The organism is Mycobacterium sp. IDUB_9, from assembly GCF_055419505.1.
This window is the reverse complement of record NZ_JBVAXU010000001.1, coordinates 1586884-1612640: the sequence shown is the minus strand read 5'-3', so window position 1 is coordinate 1612640 and position 25757 is coordinate 1586884. Positions and strand designations below refer to the sequence as shown.

The window sequence follows — 25757 nt, the reverse complement described above, 5'->3', positions numbered from 1 at the left end:
GACCAACGTCCGGCAGTTCCCGACGGTATCTAGCCGAGCGCGGGCCGCTGTGCTTGGGTGAGATCGTGCTCACATTTCACCGGATTGCTCCTCGCGTGAGCGCCGCCCTATTGCTCCTCGCGTCCGCATGACCGAGCGGTTAGTCGACACCAATGGCGTGACATTGAAGGTGATCGAGGCGGGTGAGCCCGGAAATCCGGTGGTCGTGCTGGCCCACGGGTTTCCCGAGCTGGCCTATTCGTGGCGGCACCAGATGCCCGCGCTGGCGGCCGCCGGCTATCACGTCCTGGCTCCTGACCAGCGGGGTTACGGTGGCTCGTCGCGGCCCGAGAGCATCGATGCCTACAACATCGTGGAGCTGACCGCCGACATCGCGGGGTTGCTCGATGATGTCGGTGCCGAGCGGGCGGTGCTCGTCGGGCACGACTGGGGCTCGCCCGTCGTCACCAACTTCCCGTTGTTCTTCCCCGATCGGGTCGCGGCGGTGGCCGCGCTGAGCGTGCCCCCGGTCCCCCGGGCGTCCGGACCGCCGACGCAGATCTGGCGCAAGATCGTCGGCGACAACTTCTTCTACATCTTGTACTTCCAGGAGCCCGGTGTCGCCGACGCCGCACTGGGCGCCGATGTCCGGCAGTCGCTGCGCCGCATGATCGCGATGGAAGGCATCAGCGCTCCCCCGGACAGCCTGTCCGACCGACCGCTACCGCCACTGCCGGACTGGATCACCGCCGACGAGTTCGAGCACTACGTGCAGGCCTATGCCGAGACCGGCTTCACCGGGCCGCTGAACTGGTACCGCAACTTCGACCGGAACTGGGAGCTCACGGATCCTGATTCGGGAACCACCGCGCACCAGACCATCACGGTCCCGATGCTGTTCGTGGCCGGCACCGCCGACCCGGTGCTGGGCTTCACGCCGCGGGACCGGGTGCGGGACGTGGCCACCGGTGACTACCGCGAGGTGCTGCTCGACGGCGCCGGGCACTGGCTGCAGCAGGAACGTCCCGATGAGGTGAACAAGGTGCTGTTGGAGTTCTTGGAGGGCCTGAAGTGAGTCCGTTGAATTTCGGCGTTTTCATCACACCGTTTCACCCGGTCGGCCAATCCCCGACCACCGCACTGCAATACGACATGGACCGGGTGGAGGCGCTGGACCGGCTCGGTTACGACGAGGCCTGGTTCGGCGAACATCATTCCGGCGGTTACGAACTCATCGCCTGTCCCGAAGTGTTCATCGCCGCCGCGGCCGAACGGACCAGACACATCCGGCTGGGCACCGGCGTGGTGTCGCTGCCGTATCACCACCCGCTCATGGTGGCCGACCGGTGGGTGTTGCTCGACCACCTCACCCGCGGCCGGGTGATGTTCGGAACCGGGCCGGGGGCACTGCCGTCGGATGCCTACATGATGGGCATCGACCCGGTGGATCAGCGGCCGATGATGCAGGAATCCCTTGAGGCGATCCTGGCGTTGTTCCGCGCCGCACCCGATGAGCGGATCGACCGCAAGTCGGACTGGTTCACCCTGCGCGACGCCGCGCTGCACATCCGCCCCTACACCTGGCCCTACCCCGAAATTTCCACCGCGGCAATGGTTTCCCCCTCCGGTCCGCGACTGGCCGGGGCATTGGGCACCTCGTTGCTGTCCCTGTCGATGTCGGTGCCCGGTGGCTACGCGGCCATCGAGACCACCTGGGACACGGTGCGTGAGCAGGCCGCCAAATCCGATCGGCCCGAACCGGACCGAGCCAATTGGCGGGTGCTGGGCATCGTCCACCTCGCCGACACCCGCGAACAGGCCATCGCGGACTGCACGTACGGCCTGCAGGATTTCGCCAACTACTTCGGCGCCGCCGGCTTCGTGCCGCTGTCCGAGAAGACCGAGGCGACGGATTCCGCTTACGAGTTCGTGGAAAACTATGCGGCAGGCGGCAATTGCTGTATCGGCACCACCGCCGACGCGATCGCCTACATCCAGGACCTGCTGGACCGCTCCGGCGGGTTCGGCACCCTCCTGCTCCTCGGCCACGACTGGGCACCACCTGCGGCCACCTTCCATTCCTACGAACTGTTCGCCCGTGAGGTGATCCCGCATTTCAAGGGCCAGCTCACGGCCGCGCGGGCGTCGCACGACTGGGCCAAGGGCATGCGGGATCAGCTGTTGGGTCGCGCCGGACAGGCCATCGTCAACGCGATCACCGAACACACCACCGAGGGGAAGAGTTGATGCGCGCCGCGGTGCTGCGTGACGGCCGGATGATCGTTCGCGATGACGTGCCCGAACCGGTGCCCGGCCCGGGGCAGGTGCTGGTCAAGGTGAAGGCCTGCGGAATCTGCGGGTCCGACCTGCATTTCGCCACCCACGGCGCCGACATGCTGGCCGCAGGCGCCGATCTGGAGGGTGTGCCCGACATGGACATCGACCTGGCCGGCGACGTCTTCATGGGCCATGAGTTCAGCGCCGAGATCCTCGATGCCGGACCGGGAACCGAGGCCCCCGCCGCCGGCACCCTGGTGACCTCGGTACCGGTACTGATCTCCGCCGGCGGGATCGCGCCGATCGTGTACAGCAACACCACCGTCGGCGGTTACGCCGAGAAGATGCTGCTGTCGGCACCGCTGCTACTGCCGGTCCCGAACGGACTGAGCGCTGAACACGCCGCACTCACCGAACCGATGGCCGTCGGTCTGCATGCAGTCAATGCGTCGCGCATCGAACCCGGCGAGACGGCACTCGTCGTCGGCTGCGGCCCCGTCGGCGTCGCGATCATCGCGGCCCTGAAACTTCGGGGCGTGGAAACGATTGTGGCGTCGGACTTCTCCGCCGTCCGACGCGACCTCGCTGCCACCATGGGCGCCCACGTCACGCTGGATCCAACGGAGGACTCACCGTTCCATCACTGCACGCCCGCGGTGGTCTTCGAGGCAGTCGGCGCACCCGGGATCATCGACGACGTATTGCGTCGCGCACCCGCGGGCATCCGGCTGGTGGTGGCCGGAGTGTGCATGCAGCCCGATACCGTGCACCCGTTCTACGCGATCACCAAACAGATCAGCATCCAGTTCGTCTTCGGCTACGACCCGACCGAGTTCGCGAACTCGCTGCGCGCCATCGCCGAGGGTGAGATCGACGTCGCACCGATGATCACCGGGAACGTGGGACTCGACGCGGTGAGCGCCACGTTCGACGAGCTCGCCTCCCTTGACCGGCACTGCAAAGTCCTGGTGACGCCGTGACGTCCCGGTAGGGTTCGGGCATGCCGATCGCTGGGAATGCGAAATTACGGGTACTCGGTCTTGCCGCCGCGGGATTGATCGCCGTCAGCACAAGCGCGTGCGATGCCACCTCGGGTCCTGCCGCCGGGGGCGCACCTGACGGGGCCCGGCAAGTGACGGTCGTCGGATCCGGCCAGGTGCAGGGCGTGCCGGATACCCTGACCGCCGACGTGGCGATGGAGTTCATCGCCCCGGATGTGTCCGGCGCCCTCAACCAGTCCAGCCAACGGCAGCAGGCCGTGATCGATGCGCTGGTCGGATCGGGCATCGACCGCAAGGACATCAGCACCACCCAGGTCAGCGTGCAACCTCAATTCAACGACAACACGATCTCGGGTTACCGCGCCGGCAATGCCATCAAGGTCAAGATCCGGGATACCGCCAAGGCCTCGCAGACCCTCGCCCTGATCGCGAGTACCGGAGGAGATGCCACCCGCATCAACTCGGTCGACTATTCGATCGAGGACGATTCGGACCTGGTGCGCGACGCCCGCGCCCGGGCGTTCGACGACGCCAAGAACCGCGCCGAGCAGTACGCCGGATTGTCCGGACTCAATCTGGGCAAGGTGATCTCGATTTCCGAACAGTCCGGCGGCTCGACCCCGCCCACGCCCACCCCGATGCCGCGTGCCGCGATGCAGGCCGTCCCGCTCGAACCCGGTCAGCAGACGGTCGACTTCTCCGTGACGGTGATCTGGGAGCTCACCTAATTTTCCGCCGAAACGGCATTCCGGCAGCGAAAGTGCGAGTGAGGCACGGCTGGAATGCGGTTTCGGCGCAAAAAGGGGGGCTCAGCCGGCGGGCGCGATGTCGACGGGAATGCCGTTGAGCACCGCGGTGCCCGACAGTGGGTCCAGATGAGTTCCGTCGTTGAGCTGATTGACGTTCACCCCGGGCCGGCTCGCCGCGAGCTCCTGACCCGTACCGCCCCGGTCATGACCCCAGCCGTGCGGTAGCGAGACCACGCCGCGCCGCATGCCGTCGTCCACCTCGATCGGGGCCAGCAGCTCGCCGCCGGGGCCCTTGATCACCGCGATCTCGGTGAGCCCCAGCTCCGCTGCATCGTCGGGGTGGATCTGCAGCGTGCAGCGATTGGAGCCGCCCGACAGCGCGGGGAGGTTGTGCATCCAGCTGTTGTTGGAGCGCAGATGACGCCGGCCGATCAAGAGGAAGCCCCCCGCAGAGCGGTCGAGAGCGTCGCGTAGCCGCGCCACATCGGCAACGATCGGCTCCGGCGCGAGTTCGATCCGGCCACTCGGAGTTCGCAGGATCTCGGGGATGCGCGGACGCAGCGGGCCCAGGTCGATGCCGTGCGGGGTGGCCTTCAGCCGCTCCATGGTGAGCCCGTCGGGTTTGGCGCCGAAGGCGTCGCCGTAGGGACCGAGCCGCAGCATCATGTCGAGCCGACGCTCATACCCGGGTCCCGGATAGAGCATGGCGGTGAGCTCCTTGACGTCGCGCCCGGCCACCGGCGAATCGGGGTTGCCCGTCTCTTTCGCCAGAGTCGTCGCGATCACCTGTGCGTCGACAAGTGCGGGATCACCGTCGGCGCCGATGCCGTAGAGGATGAGGGCGAGCCGGGACAGGATCTCGGGCTCGTCGGGCCGGCCGTCGAGTGGGAGCGCAGGCGACGAGTACCGCACGTTGTTGCGGACCGCGAGGTTGTTCAGCGCGACGTCGAAGTGGGCGCTGCAGGCCGGCGGGGGCGGCGGCAGGATGACATCGGCGTTGCGGGTGGTCTCGTTGAGGTAGGGGTCGACGCTCAGCATGAATTCGACGCTGTCGAGCGCCTTGTCCAGCCGGTCACCGTCGGGCGCGGACAGCACCGGATTTCCGGCGATGGTGATCATCGCCTTGATCTGCCCTTCGCCCGCGGTGTCGATCTCCTCGGCGAGTGCGGCGGCCGGCAACTCGGAGAGCACTTCGGGATATCCCGAGACCCGGCTCGCCCACCGTCCCGTCCTGAAGCCGCGACCCGGTTTCGGCGGACGCGGCGCGGGGGCTGCCGCGCCGAGTGCGAACATCGCCCCGCCGGGACGGTCGAGGTTGCCGGTGAGAATGTTGATCACGTCGACGAGCCAGCTGCCGATGGTCCCGAACTCGACCGTGGACGTCCCGATCCGGCCGTAGACGGCCGCCGTCGGAGCTGCCGCGAGCTCGCGGGCCAGTTCCCTGATCTCGTCGGCGCCCACCCCGCAGGCCGCGGCGACGGCCTCGGGTGAGAACTCGTCGGCCAGCGCGCGGATCTCCTCGACACCGGCGACGTGCTCGGCCAACTCACCGAGGTCGACGAGGTCCTCACCGAACAGCACGTGCACGATCGCGAACAGCAGTGCCGCGTCGGTGCCCGGCCGCGGCGCGAGGTGGCGGTCGGCCAGTTCGGCGGTGCGGGTGCGGGCCGGGTCGATGACGACGAGCCGGCCACCGCGCTTGCGCAGTGCCCGCAGCTTGCCGGGGAAATCGGCGGCAGTGGCCAGGCTCCCGTTGGACACCATCGGATTCGCGCCGATGATCACGAGGTAGTCGGTGCGGTCGAGATCGGGGACGGTGAACGCGACCGGGCTGCCGAACATCAGGCCCAGTGCGACGTGCTTGGGCATCTGATCGAGTGTGCTCGCGCTGAACACCTGCCGGGTGCCGAGGCCCTTGATGATCAGCGGCGCATACAGGCTGCCGGCGATGGTGTGTGCGTTCGGATTGCCCAGATACACCCCGACCGCACCGCCGCCGTGCTCGGCGATCACCGCGCCGAGGCGCTCGGTGATGACGGCGTAGGCCTCATCCCAGGTGGCCTCGGTCAGCGCGCCGTCGCGCCGGATCAAGGGGCGCGTCAGTCGGTCAGGGTCGTTGTCGAGCTCGCCGAAACTGGCGCCCTTCGGACAGATGAATCCCGCGCTGAACACGTCGTCACGATCTCCGCGGGCAGCGGTCACCCGACCGTCGGAGATGGTGAGTGTCAGACCGCAGGTGGCCTCACAAAAGGGGCAGATCCGAAGGGCCGTGCGGGTATCAGCCATGCCTGCGATTGTGCGCCGGTCCTCGGCCATTTGTAAGCCTCCGGCTTACGGCCCTTCGTACACCTTTGGATCGAGAGTTCCGATGTAGGGCAGGTCGCGGTAGCGCTCGGCGAAGTCCAGACCGTAGCCGACGACGAACTCGTTGGGGATGTCGAAGCCCACGTAGGCGACGTCGAGTTCGGTCTTGACGGCCTCGGGCTTGCGCAGCAGCGTGCACACCCGCAGCGAGCGCGGATGACGGGTGGCCAGGTTGCGCAGCAACCAGGACAGGGTCAGCCCCGAGTCGATGATGTCCTCGACGATCAGCACGTCACGGTCATTGATGTCGCGGTCGAGGTCTTTGAGGATGCGTACGACGCCCGAGGACGAGGTGGACGAACCGTAAGAACTGACCGCCATGAACTCCAGCTGCGTGGGCAGCGGGATGGTCCGGGCCAGATCGGTGACGAACATGACCGCGCCCTTGAGGACGGTGACCAACAGCAGGTCGTCGTTGCCCAGGTTGTCTCGATATTGCTCAGCGATCATCTCGGCGAGTTCGGTGGTGCGGGTCCGGATCTGTTCCTCGGACAACAGCACCGATTTGATGTCTCCCGCGTACAGCTCGGCAGAGTCGACAGCCACACCGAACAGCGTGCCATGCGAGGGGGCCGCATTCCAACGCGGATCGCTAGACCGGTTCGGTGTGCATTCTCAGCACGCCGCCGCGCCGCGCCGCGAACAACCGCTGTTTGCGCAGCCCGGACCCGACGGCCACCCCGCCCTGTCCACGCCAGGCCGTCACGAACCGGTCCACCGCACGGATCTGGATGTCGGTCAGATCACACGCACCGCCGTCGAGCAACCAGGCCCGGATCACCCGGCGCCGCAGTGCGTCGGGCAATGCCGACAACCGGGCCGTGTCCAGACCGCCGGTCTCGGTGCGCGTCCCGGCCAGGGCCTCACCGGCCAGGGTGTCGAGTGTCTCGGTGTCCTCCCGCAGCGCGGTGGCGGTGCGGGCCAGGGCCTCGGCCACCCCACCGCCGAGCACGTCCTCGAGCAGCGGCAGCACCTCGTGCCGCAACCTCACCCGGGTGAACCGGGGTTCGGCATTGTGGGGGTCCTGCCACGGACTGAGGCGAAGTTCCTCGCAGGCCGCACGGGTCAGAGTGCGACGCACGCCCAGCAGCGGCCGGTGCCACGGCGGGTCGTGGGGGCGCATGCCGGCGATCGAGCGCGCACCGGATCCCCTGCCCAGTCCCAGCAGCACCGTCTCGGCCTGGTCGTCGAGGGTGTGGCCGAGCAGGACCGGGGCACCGTCACGAGCCGCGTCCAGCGCCGCGTAGCGCGCCTGACGCGCGGCGGCCTCCGGGCCGCCGGCACGCCCGACTTCGACCGAAATAACCTGAGCTGTAACACATCCCAGCGCCAACGCCTGGCCGCGCGCAGTGTCGGCGACGGCATCCGAACCCGCCTGCAGCCGGTGGTCGACGATCAGCGCAGTGGTTGGTCGCAGGCCCGCCGCGACTGCGGCCAGGGCCAGGGAATCCGGGCCGCCGGACAGCGCCACGCACCAGTTCTCGCCGTCGATCCGCTCGCCGGCGGCCGCCACCGCTTGCCGCAGCGCGGCTACAGCACCCGTTCGATCCATCGTTGTGGTTCGTCGATCTCTTCGGGCTGCGGGAGGGTGTCGGCGCTCGACCAGATGGTGTTGAACCGGGCCATGCCCACGGCTCCCACGACATGGTCGACGAACGCCTTACCCCGGGTGTACTGGCTGATCTTGGCGTCAAAGCCCAGCAGGGCGCGCACCAAGCGTTGCAGCGGTGGCTGTTTGCGCTGCCTGCGTTCGTCGAAGCGACGGCGGATGGTCGAGACCGTGGGCACCACCGCCGGGCCCACCGCGTCCATCACGTGATCGGCGTGGCCTTCCAACAGGGTGCCCAGCACCAGTAGCTGATCCAGTGCACGACGCTGGGGCTCAGCTTGCACGGCACGCATCAGGCCGAGCACACCGGCCGAATTGGGATCCGGCGTTGCCCCATTGCGCTGATTCCGGACAAACTCCGCGAGTCGCCCCACCATCTCGGTGACGTCCTCGCCGGCATCCTGGGTCAGCACCGCCAGGGCCTGTGACATGTGGTCGGCCAGCCAGGGATTGGCCCGGAACTGCACCCGGTGGGTGACCTCGTGCAGGCACACCCACAGCCGGAAATCGGCTGGGGAGACACGCAACTGGCGTTCCACCGCGATGACGTTGGGATACACCAGCAGCAGCTCGCCACCGTCGGGGCCGAACGGGTCGTACTGGCCGAGGATGCCCGTGGAGATGAAGGCCAACACCGCACCGGTCTGTGCGCCGGTCACCCGCCCGGTGATGAATCCTGGTTTGTGCGTGTCACTTTCGTCACCGGATGGGGCTCCGGTGGTCATCACCCGCATGGACCGTGTGGCCGCCCGGATCCACTCCGGACGGTCGACCACGCGGGCCTCGGGTACCTCCGCGCCCTCGATCAGACCCGTCACCTCCCGCACCGGCAGCTCGGCGGCCTTCGAACTCACCGAGAGCTGCTCGATCACCTGGTTGCGGGTGTAGTCCGTGGACGGCGGGGACGACCGGGCCAGCTTCGCCCCGACCGTCGCGGCGAAGTCCCAGTCGACCGCGCGGCCCGCGGTCATCTCGACCCGATCGCTCACGTGCCACATCCACACGACCGCAGCACCGCGGCCAGGTCGTCGATCGCGGTACGTCCGGTCGGGCCGGCGTTGTTCGAGATCAGTGCGAACGTCAGCACCCGGCCGTTGTAGTCGGTGACGATGCCGGCCAGCGCATTGGTGCCGGTCAGCGATCCGGTCTTGGCCCGTAGCCAGCCCGCGGCGTCACGTCCGGCGTCGGTGTCGAGGTAGCGGTTGGACAGCGTGCCGCTGCCGCCGGCGATGGGCAGCAGATCCACCAGCGGCCGCATGGCGGGTTCGGTGTTGCCTGCCGCGATATTGACCACCTCATCGAGGATCCGGGCGGTCAGCCGGTCGTCGGTCGACAGGCCGCTGGAATCGACCAGCTTGGCGGCCGACATGTCGATGCCGACGCCCTCGAGTTGGCTCGTCACCGCGTCGACGCCGCCGTCGAAGCTCTGCGGCCGGTGCAGTTGGGCGGCGACCTCGCGGGCGATCGACTCGGCCATCACGTTGTCGGATTCGTTCATCATCTGACGCAGCCGCTCGATCAGGGGGGCGGACTGCACCGCGGCGATCTGCCTGCCGCCCGAGACCTCGGAGGGCAGCACCGTCACCGTCGCGGGGTCCACCCGGAGTGCGGTGGCCAGGGCCCTGCCGGCGTCGAGCGCCGGTGTCGTCGACCGTCTGGATTCCACCGTCGTCGGCTGGATACGCCCGCCGTCGAGCATCACCGGTTCCATCGGTGCGATGTCGCCGCCCTCGATATCAGCGGGATCCCAGCCGGGCGCCATCATCGGGCCGCTGTAGTCGCTGGTGTCCACCCGCACCGCGGTGACCGTGACCCCGCTGCCGCGTACCTGTTGGGCCAGGTCACTGATTCGGGCCGCACCCTTGTACCAGGTGTCGGTGTCATCGGGCGCCGCCGAGAGCGTGGTGTCCCCGCCGCCCTTGAGGACCACCAGCCCGGGCTGCGAGTCGACGGCCACGACCGTGGTGGCCAGCCGGGCGTTGCGGTCCAGCGTGAGGAGTGCGGCGGCCGTCGTCAGCACCTTGTTGACCGAGGCCGGCTGCATCGGCAGCCCGGAATTCTGTTCCCACAGTTCGGCGCCGGTCTCGCCGTCGGTGATCCGGCCGGTCACCTGACCGAGATCCGGATTCGCCAGCGCCGGTGCCAACGCCGCGGCCAGGCCGCCCACGGTCGGAGTCGGCGCCGACATGTCCACCGGGACGATCTCCGGGCTGGCGGTTGCCGGCGGAGGAGCAGGAGTGACCGCCGCGGCATCGCTGGAGCGGTGCCCGGTGAGCACGGCAGCAAGCGCGACGACGCCGGCGACCAGCACCAGGACCACGACGCCAACCGCCACATGGGTGGACTGCCGCCACCGAGTGGGCCGCATATTTCTCCTGCTCTGCCGGTGGTGGGGACGAGCCACCCGTTTAGCCCAGACTATCGCTCGATTAGGGTTGACCCGCGTCGTCGCCCGACGACCAAAGACTGACCGCAGATGCGAAGGAGCCGCGACGGTGAAGTTCGACGTCGTCATCGAGATCCCGAAGGGTTCGCGCAACAAGTACGAGGTTGACCACGAGACCGGCCGGGTCAAGCTCGACCGCTACCTCTACACATCGTTCGGTTACCCCGCCGACTACGGGTTCTTCGAGGACACCCTCGGCGAGGACGGCGATCCGCTGGATGCGCTGGTGCTGCTGCCCGAGTCGGTGTTCCCCGGCTGCACCGTCGAGGCCCGCCCGGTGGCGATGTTCAAGATGACCGACGAGGCCGGCGGCGACGACAAGTTGCTGTGCGTGCCCGCCGGGGATCCGCGCTGGGACCACATCCAGGACCTCGGAGACGTGTCGCAGTTCGAACTCGACGCGATCAAGCACTTCTTCGTGCACTACAAGGACCTCGAGCCGGGCAAGTTCGTCAAGACCGCCGACTGGGTGGGCCGCGAAGAGGCCGAAGCCGAGCTGCAGCGTTCGATCGAGCGGTTCAAGACCGAAGGCCACTGATCCGGCCTGAATTAGCCTCGCCGTAACACGAGGTAACCTGGGCGCCCCATCCGCGCCCGATGATTGACAAGGTGTTGATGCATCAGGGCCTGAGGCTTGAGGCGTACAACGCATTGCCGACACGGCGTGCGGTGCACGCGGTGTACGAGTGCTGCTACAGCGTGGTGCTCGCGACCGATCTGGCCGGTGGACGGCCGTTCGCCGACCATGCCGCGCTGTTCCGGCAGGCCGATGCCCTGCTGTTCAGTCTCGGTGAGGATTCCATCGACCGCGTACTGCAGGCCTATCCGCACATCGGGCGGCGCCCCCGCAGCCCGAAGTCGGTGTGCGAACAGTGCTCGGTGTGGGACGACGATCCCGCGGTGATGACCCAGCTCAACACCGAGGTCGTCCACTACGGCGAACGGTTCGGATTCGGCTTCGTGATGTTCGTCGAGGATTGCTGCGCGCAGCGGGCCATGGCCGGTATCTCCGACCGGTTGCACAACGACCATGAGACCGAACGCAAGGTCGTCCGCAACGAGTTGGCCCGCATCAACCGGGCCCGGCTGGAGCGCATGCTCGGGCCCGAGGGCGGCTACTACAACTGGTAGCCGGCGCTACCCCGGTGACGTCTGACGTAGCGTGGTGCAGCAGAGGCGATTTCACAAGCCAGACGCGCACCGACCGAGGACAGCCATGCCCATTTCCGCACACCGCATCCTGCAGATCGGCCCGCTGAAGCCGTCACTCGCGGTGACCCTGCGCACCGATTACCAGGCCTACTCCCTGCCCAACGGAGACGAGCGCGGTGCGTTTCTGGCCGAACACGCTGCCGAGGTCACCGCGGCGGTGGTCTCGGGTGTCACCCGCGTCGACCCGGATCTGATGGCGGCGCTGCCGAATCTGAAAGCGGTGGTGAACTTCGGCGTCGGGTACGACAACATCGACGTGGCCGCGGCCACCGCCCGCGGTATCGGCGTCAGCAACACCCCCGACGTGCTCGACGACTGCGTCGCCGACACCGCGGTGGGCCTGCTCATCGACACCCTGCGCCGATTCTCGGCCGCCGACCGTTATCTGCGGGCCGGACGCTGGGCAGTGGACGGTAATTATCCCCTCACGCAACAGGTTTCGGGATCCCAGGTGGGCATTCTCGGTCTCGGCCGGATCGGTGGGGCGATCGCCACCCGGCTGACGGCGTTCGACTGTGCGATCAGCTATCACAACCGCAGGCAGATCCCCGACAGCCCGTACCGCTACGTCGACTCGCCTGTCGAGCTGGCCCGCCAGGTCAAGGTGCTGGTGGTCGCCGCGGCGGGCGGTCCCGGTACCCGTCACCTCGTCGACCGGGAGGTGCTCGATGCGCTGGGTTCCGACGGCTATCTGGTCAACATCGCGCGCGGCTCCGTGGTCGACCAGGACGCCCTGGTCGAAGCGTTGACGCTGGGCCGGCTTGCCGGCGCGGGGTTGGACGTGTTCACCGACGAACCGAACGTCCCCGAGGCGTTGACGAAACTGGACAACGTGGTGCTGCTGCCCCATGTCGGCAGTGGCACCGTGGAAACGCGGGCGGCCATGGAGGCCCTGGTCCTGGCGAATCTGGACCGTTTTCTGCAATCCGGTCAGCTGGTCACGCCGGTTCGCTGAAACGCGGCTCTAGCGCACGTTGCAGCCGGTACCCATGTTGTGGCAGTGCGCGCCGGAACTGCACGAGCCACAGCTACACCCGCAGGCGACCTTGGACTGCGGCCGGACCGCGGGCTGCGGCGGGTAGAAAACATCGACGTCCCGGTCTCGACGCGGGCGATCACGACGCGGCATGAGTGGCTCCCCTCGCTGACTTCGGTCTATACAGAGGCTATGCTGCCGGCGCCCCCGACACAGGCGGATTCGTCTTCGCCGCAATCGCGCCCGCGACGGCTATCGGTCCGGCGATGATGTCCCGATGGATGACCTCGTACACGGCCACTGCGACGACCGCTTCACTCCGATCCGTGACGCGTTGGCAGCGGCGATCGCCGGCGGAGAGGAGACCGGCGCAGCCATCGCGATCGACATCGACGGTGAACTCGTAGTCGACATGTGGGGCGGGCACGCCGACGCTGCGCGGACCCGCACCTGGGACGCCGACACCATCGTCAACGTCTTCTCGTCCACCAAGACGGTGACGGCACTGGCCGGACTCATGCTGATCGACCGTGGCCTGATCACCGCCGACACAAAAGTAGCCGACCACTGGCCCGAGTTCGCCGCAAACGGCAAGCAGGACATCGAGTTTCGACATCTATTGACCCACAGCTCAGGGCTGTCGGGATGGGACCAGCCGTTCAGCATCGAAGACAGCTACGACTGGGAGAAGTCCACGGCCGTGCTGGCCGCCCAGGCGCCGTGGTGGGAGCCGGGGACCGCGTCGGGCTATCACGCCCTGACCCACGGCCACCTGATCGGCGAGGTGCTGCGGCGGGTCACCGGAAAGACGTTGAAAGAGTTTGTCCGCGAAGAAATCTCGGGCCCCTTGGGCGCCGACTTCCAGATCGGCGCGCAACCCGAAGACCACCACCGCACTGCTGACATCATCGCCGCCGACGAACCCCTCGACATTCCACTCGACCAGATCTCCGAGATCGCGCTCAAGACCTTCGTGGGGACGCCGTCACCGGAGATCGCGAACACCGCGGCCTGGCGCGCCGCCGACATCGGTGCGGGCAACGGGCACGGTAATGCGCGGTCGCTGGCCCGGATCCTGTCGGCCATCTCGTTGGGTGGCACGGTGGATGGCATCGCCCTGCTCAAACCCGAGACCGTCGAGTCGATCTTCGAGCCGCAGCTCGAAGGTCCCGATTTGGTGCTGCTCGGCCACCCGCTGCGCTGGGGACTGGGGTTCGGTCTGCCGGAAACGAAAACCGTGTCCTATGTCCCTGACGGCAAGATCTGCTTCTGGGGCGGCTGGGGTGGCTCGTGGGAGACGTGCAACCCCGATCACCGCGCCACGTTCGCTTATGTGATGAACAGGATGGGTCCCGGCGTCGAAGGATCCGAACGCACGGCCCGCTACCTCAACCTGTTTTACGAAGCTCTGGCCTGAGAACGCAGCTCCAGCCGCCGGAACACCTCGGTGCCCAGCGCCTGCACATCCTGCCCGCCGGCAGCCGGGATCAGGGTGACGCCGTCGGCCACCTCGGCGGCCTCGATGTCGGCGATCAAGCCGGCCAGGCCGTCAACCGTCCCGATGTAGCGCACCTGCGCCTCGGGGCCGGCCAGCTCGAGCCATCTGCGCACCGAGCGGTAGGCGGAGCTGAACTCTCTGGCCACCGCGACGGTGACGTCGAGGATCACCGAGACGTCGTCGTGCTCGGACTTGAGACCGGATCGGATCCGGCGCGCCTGGGCCAGGTCGGGCGCGGAGATCCGCGCCGTCGGCGCCTCACCATCGGTCAGCTCGGTCCACGCCTCGGCCTCAGCCACGAATATCCGCACCCCGGCCACGATAGAGATACGTCGTGCCGGGCCGAATAGTTACGTTCAGCCGGAATCCAAGGGACTACCGGGCGTCCCGCACCCGGGTCTTGTACAGGCTCGCGGCGGTCGTGATCGCCAGCGTCACGATGATCACGCCGAGGCTCGCCAGGGTCGGGATCTCCGGTACATGCACCGGCTCGCCGCCGTTGATGAACGGCAACTCGTTCTCGTGCAGCGCGTGCAGCACCAGCTTCACGCCGATGAAAGCCAGGATGAACGCCAGCCCCTGCGACAGGTAGACCAGCCGCTTGAGCAGGTCACCGAGCAGGAAGTACAGCTGCCGCAGACCCATCAGGGCGAACACGTTGGCCGTGAACACCAGGTACGGCTCCTGGGTCAGCCCGTAGATCGCCGGGATCGAGTCCAGGGCGAACAGCAGGTCGGTGGTGCCGAGCGCCACGATCACCAGGAACATCGGTGTCATCAGCCGCTGCCCGTTGTCATGCACCCACAGCTTCAGGCCGTCCCACTTGTCGGTGGTGCGCAGGTGCTTACGGGCGAACCGCACCACACCGTTGTCGCCGTCGTCGTCGTGGTTGGTGTCGCGCACCAGGTTGACCGCGGTGTACACCAGGAACGCACCGAAGATGTAGAACACCCAGGAGAACTCGTTGATCGCCACCGCGCCGAGCGCGATGAAGATGCCGCGGAAGATCAGCGCCAGGATGATGCCGACCAGCAGGGCCTGCTGCTGGTAGATCCTCGGCACCTTGAAGCTGGCCATGATGATCAAGAAGATGAACAGGTTGTCGACCGACAGGCTGTATTCGGTGAGCCAGCCGGCGAAGAACTCCAGCCCGAACTGGCTGCCGTGGAAGAACCACACCCATACGCCGAAGGCCACCGCCATGCCGATGTAGATCGACAGGTATGTCGCGGTCTCGCGGGTGGTGGGTTCGTGTGGGCGTCGCCCGATCACGACGACGTCGAACAGCAGAACGGCGATCGTCACCGCCAGGGTGATGATCCATTCCAGCTGGGTTACCTGCATCGAGAAATCCTCCGGTCGTCAAAACGCCGGAGGTCTCTTCCACCGGTGACCGGCACCGGCCCGCGACACCGATCGATCCATAGACGACCGACGTGATGACGACATCGCAGCGAAGGAATACTCCCCTCCGCCGACCAGTCTGCCTGACCGGACCCTCGAATCGAAATCGAACCGGCACGCCGCACCGACCGGCGAGCCGTCGCGCCACGGGCTTAGTAGTTTGTAGTCGTGACAGCTGCCGCCAGTGCACACGAGATTCCACCGCAATACGTGCTATCCCCACTGGCCCCCGAGCCACGCACGCTTGTCGACATCCTGCAGGACACGGCCAGGCGTTTTCCCGATGCGCCGGCCCTCGACGACGGCTCCGTGCAGCTCACCTACTCCGAGTTGATCGCCGATGTCTCCGACAGCGTGGCCTGGTTGGCGGCGCGCGGTATCGGCCGCGGCGACAAGCTCGGGATCCGGATGCCCTCGGGCAGCTATGCGCTGTACGTGGCGATCCTTTCGGTGCTGGCCTGCGGCGCCGCCTACGTGCCGGTGGACGCCGACGACCCCGATGAACGGGCTGAGCTGGTGTTCGGCGAGGCCAACGTGGTCGGCGTGATCACCGAGCAGGGGCTGGTCCGTGGACCGGGTTCGTCGCGCGGCTGGCGCGCCGCCGAGCCGCTGGGGCGCGATGACGCCTGGATCATCTTCACCTCGGGCTCGACCGGCACCCCTAAGGGTGTGGCCGTCACCCATCGCAGCGCTGCCGCGTTCGTCGACGCCGAAGCACGGATGTTCCTGCAGGACAACCCGATTGGACCTGGCGATCGGGTGCTTGCCGGGCTGTCCGTCGCGTTCGACGCATCGTGCGAGGAGATGTGGTTGGCCTGGCGGCACGGCGCCTGCCTGGTGCCCGCCCCACGCTCATTGGTGCGCAGCGGCATGGATCTGGGCCCGTGGCTGGTGAGCCGGGACATCACCGTGGTGTCGACGGTGCCGACGCTGGCCGCGCTGTGGCCGGCCGAGGCGCTGGAAGCGGTCCGATTGCTGATCTTCGGGGGCGAGGCCTGCCCGCCCGAGCTGGCCGCCCGGCTGGCGGTCGACGGCCGCGAGGTGTGGAACACCTACGGCCCCACCGAGGCGACCGTCGTGGCGTGCGCGGCACAGCTGGACGGCCAGGGCCCGGTCAGCATCGGCCTGCCGCTGGCCGGCTGGGACCTCGCGGTGGTGGACAAAGACGGACTGCCGGTGGCGATCGGCGACGTCGGCGAGCTCGTGATCGGCGGCGTCGGGCTGGCCCGCTACCTCGACCCGGAGAAGGACGCCGAGAAATACGCGGCTATGCCGACACTGGGCTGGAGCCGGGCCTACCGCAGCGGCGACCTGGTGCGGTTGGAGACCGACGGCCTGTACTTCCAGGGCCGCGCCGACGACCAGGTCAAGGTCGGCGGGCGGCGCATCGAGCTGGGTGAGGTCGACAACGCGCTCGTGCATCTGCCCGGGGTGAGCGGCGGCGCGGCCGCGGTGCGCAAGACCGCGAGCGGCACCCCGCTACTGGTCGGCTATATAGCCAGTGCCGATCCGGACTTCGACCTGTCCGCGGCGCGGGCCGCACTGTCCGAGTCGCTGCCGGCCGCGCTGGTGCCCCGCCTGGTGCTGCTCGACGAACTGCCGACCCGCACGTCGGGCAAGGTAGACCGCGACGCACTGCCGTGGCCGCCGCCCGGAGGTGCCGATCAGACCGCCCCCGAACTCGACGGCACCATGGGCTGGCTGGCCGGATTGTGGCGTGACGTGCTGGGCACGGCAGTCGAAGGTCCGGAGGCCGATTTCATCGCGCTGGGCGGCGGCTCACTGTCCGCGGCACAGTTGGTGGCCGCGCTGCGCCGGCGCTACCCGCTGGTGACCGTCGCGGACCTCTACGACCACCCCCGGCTCGGTTCACTGGCCGGCTATCTCGACGAGCTCAAGGCGCCGCCGCAGATCCACACCCGCGAGGTGAAACCGACCCCGCTGCCGACCCAGGCCGCACAGGTCGCACTGTCGCTGCCGTTGGCCACCCTGACCGGCATGCAGTGGGTTGTGTGGCTGGCGCTGCTGAACAACCTGGCCGCCGTCTCGGGAATCGTGTCGTGGGCACACCCCCTCAGCTGGTGGTGGGTGCTGGCCGGGTTCCTGCTGTTCGTCACGCCGCTGGGCCGCATGGGCATCGCGGTGCTGTTCGCCCGGATGCTGCTGAGCGGGCTCGAGCCCGGCACCTACCGCCGCGGCGGCGCGGTCCACCTCCGGGTCTGGATCGCCGAGCGACTGGCCGACGCCAGCGGCGCGGAGAACCTCGCCGGTGCGCCGTGGATGGTCTACTACGCCCGCGCCCTGGGCAACAGCGTCGGCAAGGGCGTCGACATGCACTCGGCTCCGCCGGTCACCGGAATGCTCAAGATGGGCCACCGCGCGTCGGTCGAACCCGAGGTGGACCTCACCGGGCACTGGATCGACGGAGACCTGTTCCACGTCGGGCCGGTCTCCATCGGCAACGACGCCACGATCGGCGCCCGCACCACGCTGCTCCCCGGGGCGAGCATCGGCAAGAACGCCGATGTCGCACCCGGCTCAGCAGTGACCGGCAAGGTCAAGAACGGTCAGTTCTGGAAGGGCTCACCCGCCGTGAAATCCGGCAAGGCCCGCCACCCGTGGCCCGATCACCGGCCGGGCCGCGCTCCGGTGTGGGTCGCGGTGTACGGGGTGACCTCCCTGCTGCTGGCCGGCCTGCCGCTGCTGGCACTGGCCGCCGGTCTCGCCGTGATCGCGTGGGGCGTGCACGGCACCGCCTCACCCGCCGATGCCCTGTTGCCTGCCCTGGCGTGGACTCCGGCCGCAGCGTTGGTTTCACTGCTGACCTACGCCGCGCTGACCGTGATCGGGGTGCGTCTGCTCTCGGTGCATCTGTCGGAGGGCTACCACCCCGTGCGCAGCCGGGTGGGCTGGCAGCTGTGGACCACCGAACGCCTGATGGACGCGGCCCGCAATTACCTTTTCCCGATCTACGCCAGCCTGCTCACCCCCTGGTGGCTGCGCCTGCTCGGAGCGAAAGTGGGCAAGGACACCGAGATCTCGACGGCCCTGTTCACCCCGAAGTTCACCGAGGTGCAGGACGGCGCGTTCCTGGCCGACGACACCATGGTGGCCTCCTACGAACTGGGCGGCGGCTGGATCCATGTCGCCAAAGCCACGATCGGCAAGCGGGCCTTCCTCGGCAACTCCGGCATCACGCAGCCGGGCCGCAAGGTGCCCAACGACGGACTGGTGGCCGTGCTGTCGGCCACGCCGCACAAGGCCAAGGCCGGCTCGTCCTGGCTGGGCAGCCCACCGGTCCGGTTGCGCCGCAACGCCACCGCCGCCGACGCGCTGCGCACGTTCCATCCGTCGGTCCGGCTCAAGATCATGCGCTCGGCGGTCGAGACCTGCCGGTTGATCCCGGTGATCGTCACCTTCGCGATCGGCATCGCGGTGCTCGGTGCGATGCAGGCGGTGACGATCCGGTTCGGCTTCCTGTGGGCGGCATTGTCCGCCGGCGTGGTTCTGCTGGCCGCCGGCGCGGTGGCCGGAACCATCGCGGTGATCGCAAAGTGGTTGGTGGTCGGCCGGATTCGCGCGGTCGAGCATCCGCTGTGGTCGTCGTTCGTGTGGCGCAACGAGGTGTCAGACACGTTCGTCGAGACCGTCGCCGCACCCTGGTTTGCCCGGGCCGCCAGCGGCACCCCGGTGATGAACCTGTGGCTGCGTGGGCTGGGCGCCTCGATCGGGCGCGGCGTGTGGTGCGAAACCTACTGGCTGCCCGAAGCCGATCTGGTGACGCTGGGGACCGCGTCCACCGTAAACCGCGGCTGCGTGGTGCAGACCCACCTGTTCCATGACCGCATCATGCGGTTGGACAGCGTTGTGCTCGAAGAGGGTTCGACGCTGGGACCGCACTGCGTGGCACTGCCCGCGGCGCGCCTGGGTTCCGGCGCCACGGTCGGGCCGGGCTCACTGGTGATGCGGGGCGACGAGGTACCACCTTCGACCCGCTGGCAGGGCAACCCGATCGCCCCGTGGAACATGTTCGGCAAGAAACGTGCCGCCGACAAAGCCTCGGACAAGACTGCCAAGAAGACAGAAGACCCTGCCGCGTGACCCGATCGAAGAAGGCCGCAAAGAAAGTGACGCCCGCACCAGTCATCGATCCTTATCTGCCTAACAACGGCAACTTCGGGTACCGGGTGTCGCGCTACGAACTCGACCTGGAATACAAGGTGGCGATCAACCGGCTGGCCGGGACCGCCACCATCACCGCGGTGACCTTGGCCGCGGTGCGCACCTTCACCCTCGACCTGTCCGACGCACTCACGGTGTCGCGGGTTTCGGTGAACGGCCGCCGCCCCGCCCAGTACCGATGTTCGGGCGGGAAGTTGTCGGTCACCATGTCCTCGGCACTGCCGGCCGGCGCCGCGATGACCGTCGTCATCCGCTACAACGGAACCCCGCGCCCCATCGAATCCTTTTGGGGTGAAGTAGGTTTCGAGGAACTGTCGAACGGCGCCCTGGTGGCCGGCCAACCCAACGGGGCGGCCTCCTGGTTCCCGTGCGACGACCATCCCAGCTCGAAGGCCAGCTACCGGATCCAGATCAGCACCGACAGCCCGTACTACGCCCTGGCGAACGGCGAGTTGATCTCCCGGAAAGCCCGCGCCGGCCACACGGTGTGGACCTACGAGCAGGCAGAACCGACGTCGAGCTACCTGATCACCCTGCAGATCGGGCAGTACGAGAGCCAGCGGCTGGCCAAGACGCCGGTACCGATGCACGCGGTGTTGCCTGCCCGCTTGCGCCGCAATTTCGACCACGACTTCGAAGATCAGCCGCAGATGATGAAGCTCTTCATCAAGATGTTCGGCCCCTATCCGCTGGCCAGCGGCTACACCGTGGTCGTCACCGAAGACGATCTCGAGATACCGCTGGAGGCCCAGGGCATCTCGATCTTCGGGGCCAACCACTGCGACGGGCACCGCGGCGCCGAGCGGCTGATCGCCCATGAACTGGCCCACCAGTGGTTCGGCAACTCGGTGACGGCGCGACGCTGGCGGGACATCTGGCTGCACGAGGGATTTGCCTGCTACGCGGAGTGGCTGTGGTCCGAACACAGCGGCGGGCACACTGCCGCGGAGTGGGCCGAGCATTATCACGCGCGGCTGCGCGACAAGCCCCAGGACCTGCTCCTGTCCGATCCCGGGCCCGAGGACATGTTCGACGACCGGGTCTACAAACGCGGGGCACTGACGCTGCACGCGCTGCGCAGCCTGATCGGTGATCGCAATTTCTTTGCGCTGCTGAGGGATTGGACGGCCCGCTACCGCCACAGCACCGCATTCACCGACGATTTCACCGGGCTGGCCGCCGGCTACACCGACGAGCCACTGCAGCCGCTGTGGCAGGCCTGGCTGTATTCCAAAGAGCTGCCGGACCTGTGACCGATGCCGGCGGCGCCCCCGGGTTCGATGCTCTTCGCGCAAGCGGCTCATCGGAGTTCGATGCTCTTCGCGCAAGCGGCTCATCGGCCACCGGCCCTGTCACGCGCAGCAGTGTCGCCCGGGTCGGACTGGCGACGGCGATCAGCGCGTTGTGCGGTTACGCCGTGCTGTACCTGGCCGCCCGTGACCTCGAGCCGGCCGGCTTCTCGATCTTCAGCGTGTTCTGGGGCGCATTCGGCCTGGTGACCGGCGCCGCAAACGGTCTCTTGCAGGAGGCCACCCGAGAAGTCCGTTCCTCTCGGCACCGGGACCTGAGCGGCGCACCCACCACCCACCCGATGCGAATCGCCGCGCTGGTCGGCATCGCCGCGGCCATTGTGATCGCGCTCAGCTCACCGCTGTGGAGCGCGCACGTATTCGCCGAGTCTCGGGCGCTGAGCATCGTGCTGCTCAGCGTCGGGCTGGCCGGATTCTGTCTGCACGCCACCCTGCTCGGCATGCTCGCCGGAGTGAATCGTTGGACCGAGTACGGCGCCCTGATGGTCACCGACGCCGGAATCCGGGTGGCCGTCGCCGCCGCGACGTTCGTGCTCGGCTGGGGGCTGGCGGGGTTCCTGTGGGCCACTGTCGCCGGCGCGGTGGCCTGGCTGATCATGCTGATCGCCGCGCCGGCAGCGCGTCTGGCCGCCGGGCTGCTCACCGCGGGCAGCCCCGCGACGTTCCTGCGTGGGACGGCGCATTCGATCGCCGCGGCCGGCGCCGGCGCGATCCTGGTGATGGGGTTCCCGGTGCTGCTCAAGGCCACCTCGGGTGATCTGGGCGCGGCCGGCGGTGTGGTGATCCTGGCCGTGACGCTGACGCGTGCGCCGCTGCTCGTTCCGCTGACCGCGATGCAGGGCAACCTGATCGCGCACTTTGTCGACCAACGCGACAAAAGACTGCGGGCGTTGCTGGCCCCCGCTGCTGCCGTGGCCGCGCTGGGCGCCGTGGGCGTGGCCGCGGCCGGACTCCTGGGTCCGTGGCTGCTGCGGGTGGGGTTCGGCGACGAGTACCGCGCCGGCGGTCCCCTGCTGGCTTGGCTGACCGCCGCCGCCGTCGCCATCGCGATGCTCACCCTGACCGGTGCCGCGACCGTCGCCGCTGCCCTGCACCGGGCCTACGCCCTGGGCTGGATCCTCGCCACCGTCGCGGCCGTCGCACTGCTGCTGCTACCGGTGGAGCTGGAGATGCGTACCGTCATCGCGCTGCTGTGCGGACCGCTCGTCGGGATCGCGGTTCACCTGGGCGCGCTCGCCCGTGCGGGGCGTGGGTGATGACGGAGCGGCTCCGGCCGGGGCATGAGGCCGCGGTGTAGTTTGGTGCCCATCGACATGCGCTTTCACGACATTTGGATCATCATCCCCGCCTTCAACGAGGCGAGCATCATCGGCGACGTCATCTCCGACGTGCGCTCGGTTTTCCCTAACGTGGTCTGTGTCGACGACGGCAGCCGCGACGGCACTGCCGACCTGGCCGTGCGGGCCGGCGCGCACGTCGTCCCGCATCCGGTGAATCTCGGTCAGGGTGCGGCAATCCAGACCGGCGTCGAGTACGCGCGCAGCCGGCCCGGCGCCCGCGTGTTCGCCACCTTCGATGCCGACGGTCAGCACCAGGTCAAGGACGTGGTGCGGATGATCGACCGGCTCGACACCGACGGTGCCGATCTGGTCGTGGGCACCCGGTTCGCCAACCCGGATGCCCACGCGGTGACGCACACCCCGCCGCTGAAGCGGATCATCCTGCGGGCAGCGGCATTCCTGAGCCCGCAGAGCCGCGCCTTCGGACTCACCGACGCGCACAACGGCCTACGGGTGTTCAACAAGCTGGTGGCCGACGAGCTCAACCTCACCATGAACGGCATGAGCCACGCGGGTGAGTTCATCTCGCTGGCGTACGAAAACCGTTGGCGCGTACTCGAGGAACCGGTCGAGATCCTCTACACCGACTACTCGAAGTCCAAGGGGCAACCACTGCTCAACGGGGTGAACATCCTCTTCGACGGGCTGTTACGCAGAAGGATGTCCCGATGAACTGGATTCAGGCACTACTGATCGTCGCGGTGCTGGTGCTGTTGGCGTACCTGCTCGGGTCGCGGCGCAGCGCCCGTTCCAAGGCGTGGGTGAAGGTCGGTTTCGTGTTGTTCGTGGCGGCGGGAATCTACGCGATCCTGCGACCCGACGACACCACCGTGGTGGCCAATTGGCTTGGGGTGGACCGCGGTACGGACCTGATGGAGTACATGCTCATCATCGCGTTCGTATTCGTCACGCTGTCGACGTACCTGCGGATCAAGGATCTCGAGCTGCGCTATGCCCGGCTGGCCCGGGCCGTGGCCCTGCAGAACGTGCGGGTGCCCGACGAAATCTAGCGGCTGAGCAACGCCGCCAGCATGGCGATCCGGGCGTCCTCGAGTTCGGGCAGTGGCAGCACGCGGCGCACCATGGCCGCACCGTCGAACGTGTTGAGCAGGACGGCCAGTATGACGCTGAACGAGTCCTCGGGGAATTGATCGACCCCCGGCGTGGTCTTGGCGACTTCGTGGATGTTCTCGATGTATTCGGCAAGCACGGTTTGCAGTGGGCCCCGCAGCTTCTCATCGGTGCGGGCCGCCATCAGCAGCTCATGCCACACGGTGTTGGTGTCGCTGCCCGCGATATCCCGCAGAATCGTCAGCACCGCCGGCAACGGCGGCTGCTCGGCGGCGATGTCTGCTATCAGCTTGCTTCCCAACTCCAACTGACGGCGCGCCACCTCTCGCGCCGTGGCCGCCATGAAGTCGCTCATGGTGGGGAAATGCCGGAACAGCGCACCGTCGGAAACCTTGGCTCGCTTGGCGATCACCGCCGCCGACGCCCGCGCGTACCCCACCTCGACAATGGTGTCGATGCCGGCGTCGAGTAGGCGCGCCACGGTTTCCTCACGACGCTGCTGCTGGGTTCTCGCCATGACTAGACGGGCGTGCGGTCCAGTTGCTCGGCACCGGCCCGCAGGTACCGGCCCGATTTCACCGATTCGCCGTAGCCATCGCGGAACTGGCCGTTGCGGAACACCACCGCACCGTTGACGGCGGTCGCGACGACGGCGTCGTCGCTGCGATTCACCATGCGGCTCAGCCCGCCGTAGAACGGGACCGACTCCTCGTGGTAGGCCTCCACTGTGTCGTTGAGGCCGGCCGGGTCGATCACCACGAAGTCGGCACGATCACCTTGACGCAGCGTGCCGGCCGGGACACCGAACCAGTCGGCCACCTCGCCGGTCAGCCGGTGGACGGCATGTTCGGTCGTCATGAACGGCCGTCCGGCCAACTGAGCGTCACGCACCCGCTTGAGGAGCTTCACCGGGTAGTTGTAGAACGCCATGTTGCGCAGGTGCGCACCGGCATCCGAGAAACCCATGTGCACCGACGGTTCCGTGGCCAGCTTGTCGAGGAACTTCGGCCGGTCGTTGGCCACGATGGTGGTCCAGCGAACGTTGCGTTCACCGTTGTCGACCAGCACGTCGAGGAAGGCGTCGAGCGGGTGAATGCCGCGCTCGTCGGCGATCTGCCCGAAGCTCTTGCCGATCAGCGCCTTGTCAGGGCATTCGACGATCCTGGCGTCGTGGAAGTCGCGGTGCCACAAGGTCGGTCCGAGCACCCGTCGGTCGAACGACTTGCGGAACCGGCGGCGGTACTCGGGGTCGGCGAGCAGCTTGTTGCGCTCGAACTGATCCTTGAGGTGCAGGGCCGCGGTACCTGCACCGAACTCCTCGAACACGGGCAGATCGATTCCGTCCGAATACAATTCGAACGGCACAGGCAGGTGCTGGAAGCGCACCTTGGCACCGAGGATCCGGTTGAGCAGCCGGACGCCGGGCCCGAGCACACGCACCGCTCCGGGCGAGGACTTGGCGTCGGCCGATACCAGCAGGCTCATCCGTACATCCCGGCGTCGGCCGAACTGGCCGCTGCTCTCCAGGAAGAAGTTCAGTGCCTCATGAACTTTCGCCACATTCGGCGCGCTCTGCAGCATCCGGCCGCGCTTACGCAAGACCTTGATCAGACGCCGGCGCTCACGCCAGGTCGCGAACGTCGACGGCAATGCGCGGGACCGGAACCGGTCCCCGTCGAGCTTGTCGATCGCCGCGTCCATCCCGGACATCCCGAGCATGCCGGCGTCGAGGGCCTCGTCGAGCTTGGCCGCCATGGTTTCCAGTTCGGCGTCGGTCGGGGTGACGCCACGGGTGGTGGCCCGGTCCAGTCCCAGCACCGAGGCCCGCAGGTCCGAATGCCCCAGCAGCGACGCGACATTCGGGCCCAGCGGCAGGTCGTCGAGGACCTTCACGTACTCGGCTGGACCCGACCAGGTCTTGTGCTGCTCCAAGGCGCCCAGCACGAACTGACGCGGCACCGCCTCGACGCGGCTGAACAGGTCGGCGGCATCCTCGGCGTCGGCATACACGGTCGACAGCGAGCACATGCCGAGCAGCACAGTGGTCACCCCGTGACGCACGGATTCCCGCAGGCCCGGGTCGAGCAGGACCTCGGCGTCGTAGTGCGTGTGCACGTCGACGAAGCCGGGCACCACCCATTTGCCGCCGGCGTTGATGACATCCGGGCAGTCGGTCTCGTCGAGCGGTGTGGCCGATACCGCGACCACCACCCCGTCGCGAATTCCCAGCGTACGGACCTGCGGCGGGGTGCCGGTGCCGTCGAACCACAGGCCGTTGCGAACGATGACGTCGTAGGACATGACGCAACGCTAGAACAGAAAGTGAGTACTCACAATCT

General features: G+C 67.8%; 22 protein-coding genes. 13 read left to right on the top strand and 9 right to left on the bottom strand.

The window, feature by feature from the left end; genetic code table 11:
* Positions 1 to 127: 127 nt before the first annotated feature.
* From ACZY08_RS07825 to ACZY08_RS07810, 4 genes are read left to right on the top strand one after another with little or no spacing between them, the layout of a single operon-like run.
* On the top strand, positions 128 to 1054 hold the full coding sequence (locus ACZY08_RS07825) for an alpha/beta fold hydrolase (RefSeq protein WP_463743960.1): 927 nt from the start codon (positions 128 to 130) through the stop codon (positions 1052 to 1054).
* Positions 1051 to 2226 carry an LLM class flavin-dependent oxidoreductase gene (locus ACZY08_RS07820; RefSeq protein WP_463743959.1) on the top strand — a complete coding sequence of 392 codons (1176 nt, stop codon included), beginning with the start codon at positions 1051 to 1053 and terminating at the stop codon, positions 2224 to 2226. The genes ACZY08_RS07825 and ACZY08_RS07820 overlap by 4 nt, the downstream gene beginning before the upstream one ends.
* On the top strand, positions 2226 to 3236 hold the full coding sequence (locus ACZY08_RS07815; RefSeq protein WP_463743958.1) for a zinc-binding dehydrogenase: 1011 nt from the start codon (positions 2226 to 2228) through the stop codon (positions 3234 to 3236). The genes ACZY08_RS07820 and ACZY08_RS07815 overlap by 1 nt, the downstream gene beginning before the upstream one ends.
* Before the next feature lie 20 nt (positions 3237 to 3256).
* On the top strand, positions 3257 to 3985 hold the full coding sequence (locus ACZY08_RS07810) for an SIMPL domain-containing protein (protein WP_463743957.1): 729 nt from the start codon (positions 3257 to 3259) through the stop codon (positions 3983 to 3985).
* Between the two features lie 81 nt (positions 3986 to 4066).
* Here ACZY08_RS07810 and ACZY08_RS07805 read toward each other — a convergent pair whose 3' ends face one another.
* Genes ACZY08_RS07805 through dacB form a run of 5 tightly spaced genes read right to left on the bottom strand, consistent with a single transcriptional unit; the run spans position 4067 to position 10347 of the window.
* Positions 4067 to 6292, bottom strand: coding sequence for a molybdopterin oxidoreductase family protein (locus ACZY08_RS07805; protein WP_463743956.1), 2226 nt, complete (start codon positions 6290 to 6292; stop codon positions 4067 to 4069).
* A 45-nt stretch (positions 6293 to 6337) separates the two neighbouring features.
* Positions 6338 to 6916, bottom strand: coding sequence for a hypoxanthine phosphoribosyltransferase (gene hpt / locus ACZY08_RS07800; protein WP_463743955.1), 579 nt, complete (start codon positions 6914 to 6916; stop codon positions 6338 to 6340).
* A gap of 46 nt (positions 6917 to 6962) precedes the next feature.
* A complete protein-coding gene (gene tilS, locus ACZY08_RS07795) occupies positions 6963 to 7922 on the bottom strand; it encodes a tRNA lysidine(34) synthetase TilS (RefSeq protein WP_463743954.1) in 960 nt (319 codons plus the stop codon).
* A complete protein-coding gene (locus tag ACZY08_RS07790) occupies positions 7901 to 8977 on the bottom strand; it encodes a zinc-dependent metalloprotease (protein WP_463743953.1) in 1077 nt (358 codons plus the stop codon). Before ACZY08_RS07790 ends, tilS begins: the two co-directional genes overlap by 22 nt.
* A complete protein-coding gene (gene dacB / locus ACZY08_RS07785) occupies positions 8965 to 10347 on the bottom strand; it encodes a D-alanyl-D-alanine carboxypeptidase/D-alanyl-D-alanine endopeptidase (RefSeq protein WP_463743952.1) in 1383 nt (460 codons plus the stop codon). The genes ACZY08_RS07790 and dacB overlap by 13 nt, the downstream gene beginning before the upstream one ends.
* A 127-nt stretch (positions 10348 to 10474) precedes the next feature.
* Here dacB and ACZY08_RS07780 point away from each other — a divergent pair, with 127 nt between their 5' ends.
* The 4 genes from ACZY08_RS07780 (at position 10475) to ACZY08_RS07765 (ending at position 14030) form a co-directional block, all read left to right on the top strand.
* Complete coding sequence (locus ACZY08_RS07780; RefSeq protein WP_463743951.1) at positions 10475 to 10963, top strand: inorganic diphosphatase; 489 nt, start codon at positions 10475 to 10477, stop codon at positions 10961 to 10963.
* 77 nt (positions 10964 to 11040) lie between these two features.
* Positions 11041 to 11556: a 2-oxo-4-hydroxy-4-carboxy-5-ureidoimidazoline decarboxylase gene (locus tag ACZY08_RS07775; RefSeq protein ID WP_463743950.1), complete on the top strand. Its 516-nt coding sequence runs from the start codon at positions 11041 to 11043 to the stop codon at positions 11554 to 11556.
* An 85-nt stretch (positions 11557 to 11641) separates the two neighbouring features.
* The gene (locus ACZY08_RS07770) at positions 11642 to 12592 is read left to right on the top strand and encodes a 2-hydroxyacid dehydrogenase (RefSeq protein ID WP_463743949.1); all 951 of its coding nucleotides are present in this window, start codon (positions 11642 to 11644) and stop codon (positions 12590 to 12592) included.
* 298 nt (positions 12593 to 12890) lie between these two features.
* Positions 12891 to 14030: a serine hydrolase domain-containing protein gene (locus ACZY08_RS07765; RefSeq protein ID WP_463743948.1), complete on the top strand. Its 1140-nt coding sequence runs from the start codon at positions 12891 to 12893 to the stop codon at positions 14028 to 14030.
* Here the strand turns inward: ACZY08_RS07765 and ACZY08_RS07760 are convergent.
* Both ACZY08_RS07760 and ACZY08_RS07755 read right to left on the bottom strand, forming a co-directional pair.
* Positions 14012 to 14431 (bottom strand): hypothetical protein, encoded by a 420-nt coding sequence (locus ACZY08_RS07760; protein WP_463743947.1) that lies wholly within the window; start codon positions 14429 to 14431, stop codon positions 14012 to 14014. The genes ACZY08_RS07765 and ACZY08_RS07760 overlap by 19 nt on opposite strands.
* A gap of 55 nt (positions 14432 to 14486) precedes the next feature.
* Complete coding sequence (locus ACZY08_RS07755) at positions 14487 to 15455, bottom strand: TerC family protein (protein ID WP_463743946.1); 969 nt, start codon at positions 15453 to 15455, stop codon at positions 14487 to 14489.
* A 228-nt stretch (positions 15456 to 15683) separates the two neighbouring features.
* Here ACZY08_RS07755 and ACZY08_RS07750 point away from each other — a divergent pair, with 228 nt between their 5' ends.
* The 5 genes from ACZY08_RS07750 to ACZY08_RS07730 all read left to right on the top strand — a co-directional run bounded on the left by ACZY08_RS07750 (position 15684) and on the right by ACZY08_RS07730 (position 23357).
* On the top strand, positions 15684 to 19616 hold the full coding sequence (locus tag ACZY08_RS07750; protein ID WP_463743945.1) for a Pls/PosA family non-ribosomal peptide synthetase: 3933 nt from the start codon (positions 15684 to 15686) through the stop codon (positions 19614 to 19616).
* The gene (locus ACZY08_RS07745) at positions 19613 to 20950 is read left to right on the top strand and encodes a M1 family metallopeptidase (RefSeq protein ID WP_463743944.1); all 1338 of its coding nucleotides are present in this window, start codon (positions 19613 to 19615) and stop codon (positions 20948 to 20950) included. The genes ACZY08_RS07750 and ACZY08_RS07745 overlap by 4 nt, the downstream gene beginning before the upstream one ends.
* A gap of 128 nt (positions 20951 to 21078) precedes the next feature.
* Positions 21079 to 22263, top strand: a complete 1185-nt coding sequence (locus tag ACZY08_RS07740) for an MATE family efflux transporter (protein WP_463744191.1) — start codon at positions 21079 to 21081, stop codon at positions 22261 to 22263.
* A 57-nt stretch (positions 22264 to 22320) separates the two neighbouring features.
* Positions 22321 to 23019: a glycosyltransferase family 2 protein gene (locus ACZY08_RS07735; protein WP_463744190.1), complete on the top strand. Its 699-nt coding sequence runs from the start codon at positions 22321 to 22323 to the stop codon at positions 23017 to 23019.
* Entirely contained in the window at positions 23016 to 23357 is a 342-nt protein-coding gene (locus ACZY08_RS07730; protein WP_463743943.1) for a DUF2304 domain-containing protein, read from the top strand. Before ACZY08_RS07735 ends, ACZY08_RS07730 begins: the two co-directional genes overlap by 4 nt.
* On the opposite strand, the gene ACZY08_RS07725 is transcribed toward ACZY08_RS07730, so the two are convergent.
* Positions 23354 to 23935, bottom strand: coding sequence for a TetR/AcrR family transcriptional regulator (locus ACZY08_RS07725; RefSeq protein ID WP_463743942.1), 582 nt, complete (start codon positions 23933 to 23935; stop codon positions 23354 to 23356). The two genes, ACZY08_RS07730 and ACZY08_RS07725, sit on opposite strands and share 4 nt — an antisense overlap.
* Before the next feature lie 2 nt (positions 23936 to 23937).
* On the bottom strand, positions 23938 to 25719 hold the full coding sequence (locus tag ACZY08_RS07720) for an N-acyl-D-amino-acid deacylase family protein (RefSeq protein ID WP_463743941.1): 1782 nt from the start codon (positions 25717 to 25719) through the stop codon (positions 23938 to 23940).
* Between the last annotated feature and the right edge of the window lie 38 nt (positions 25720 to 25757).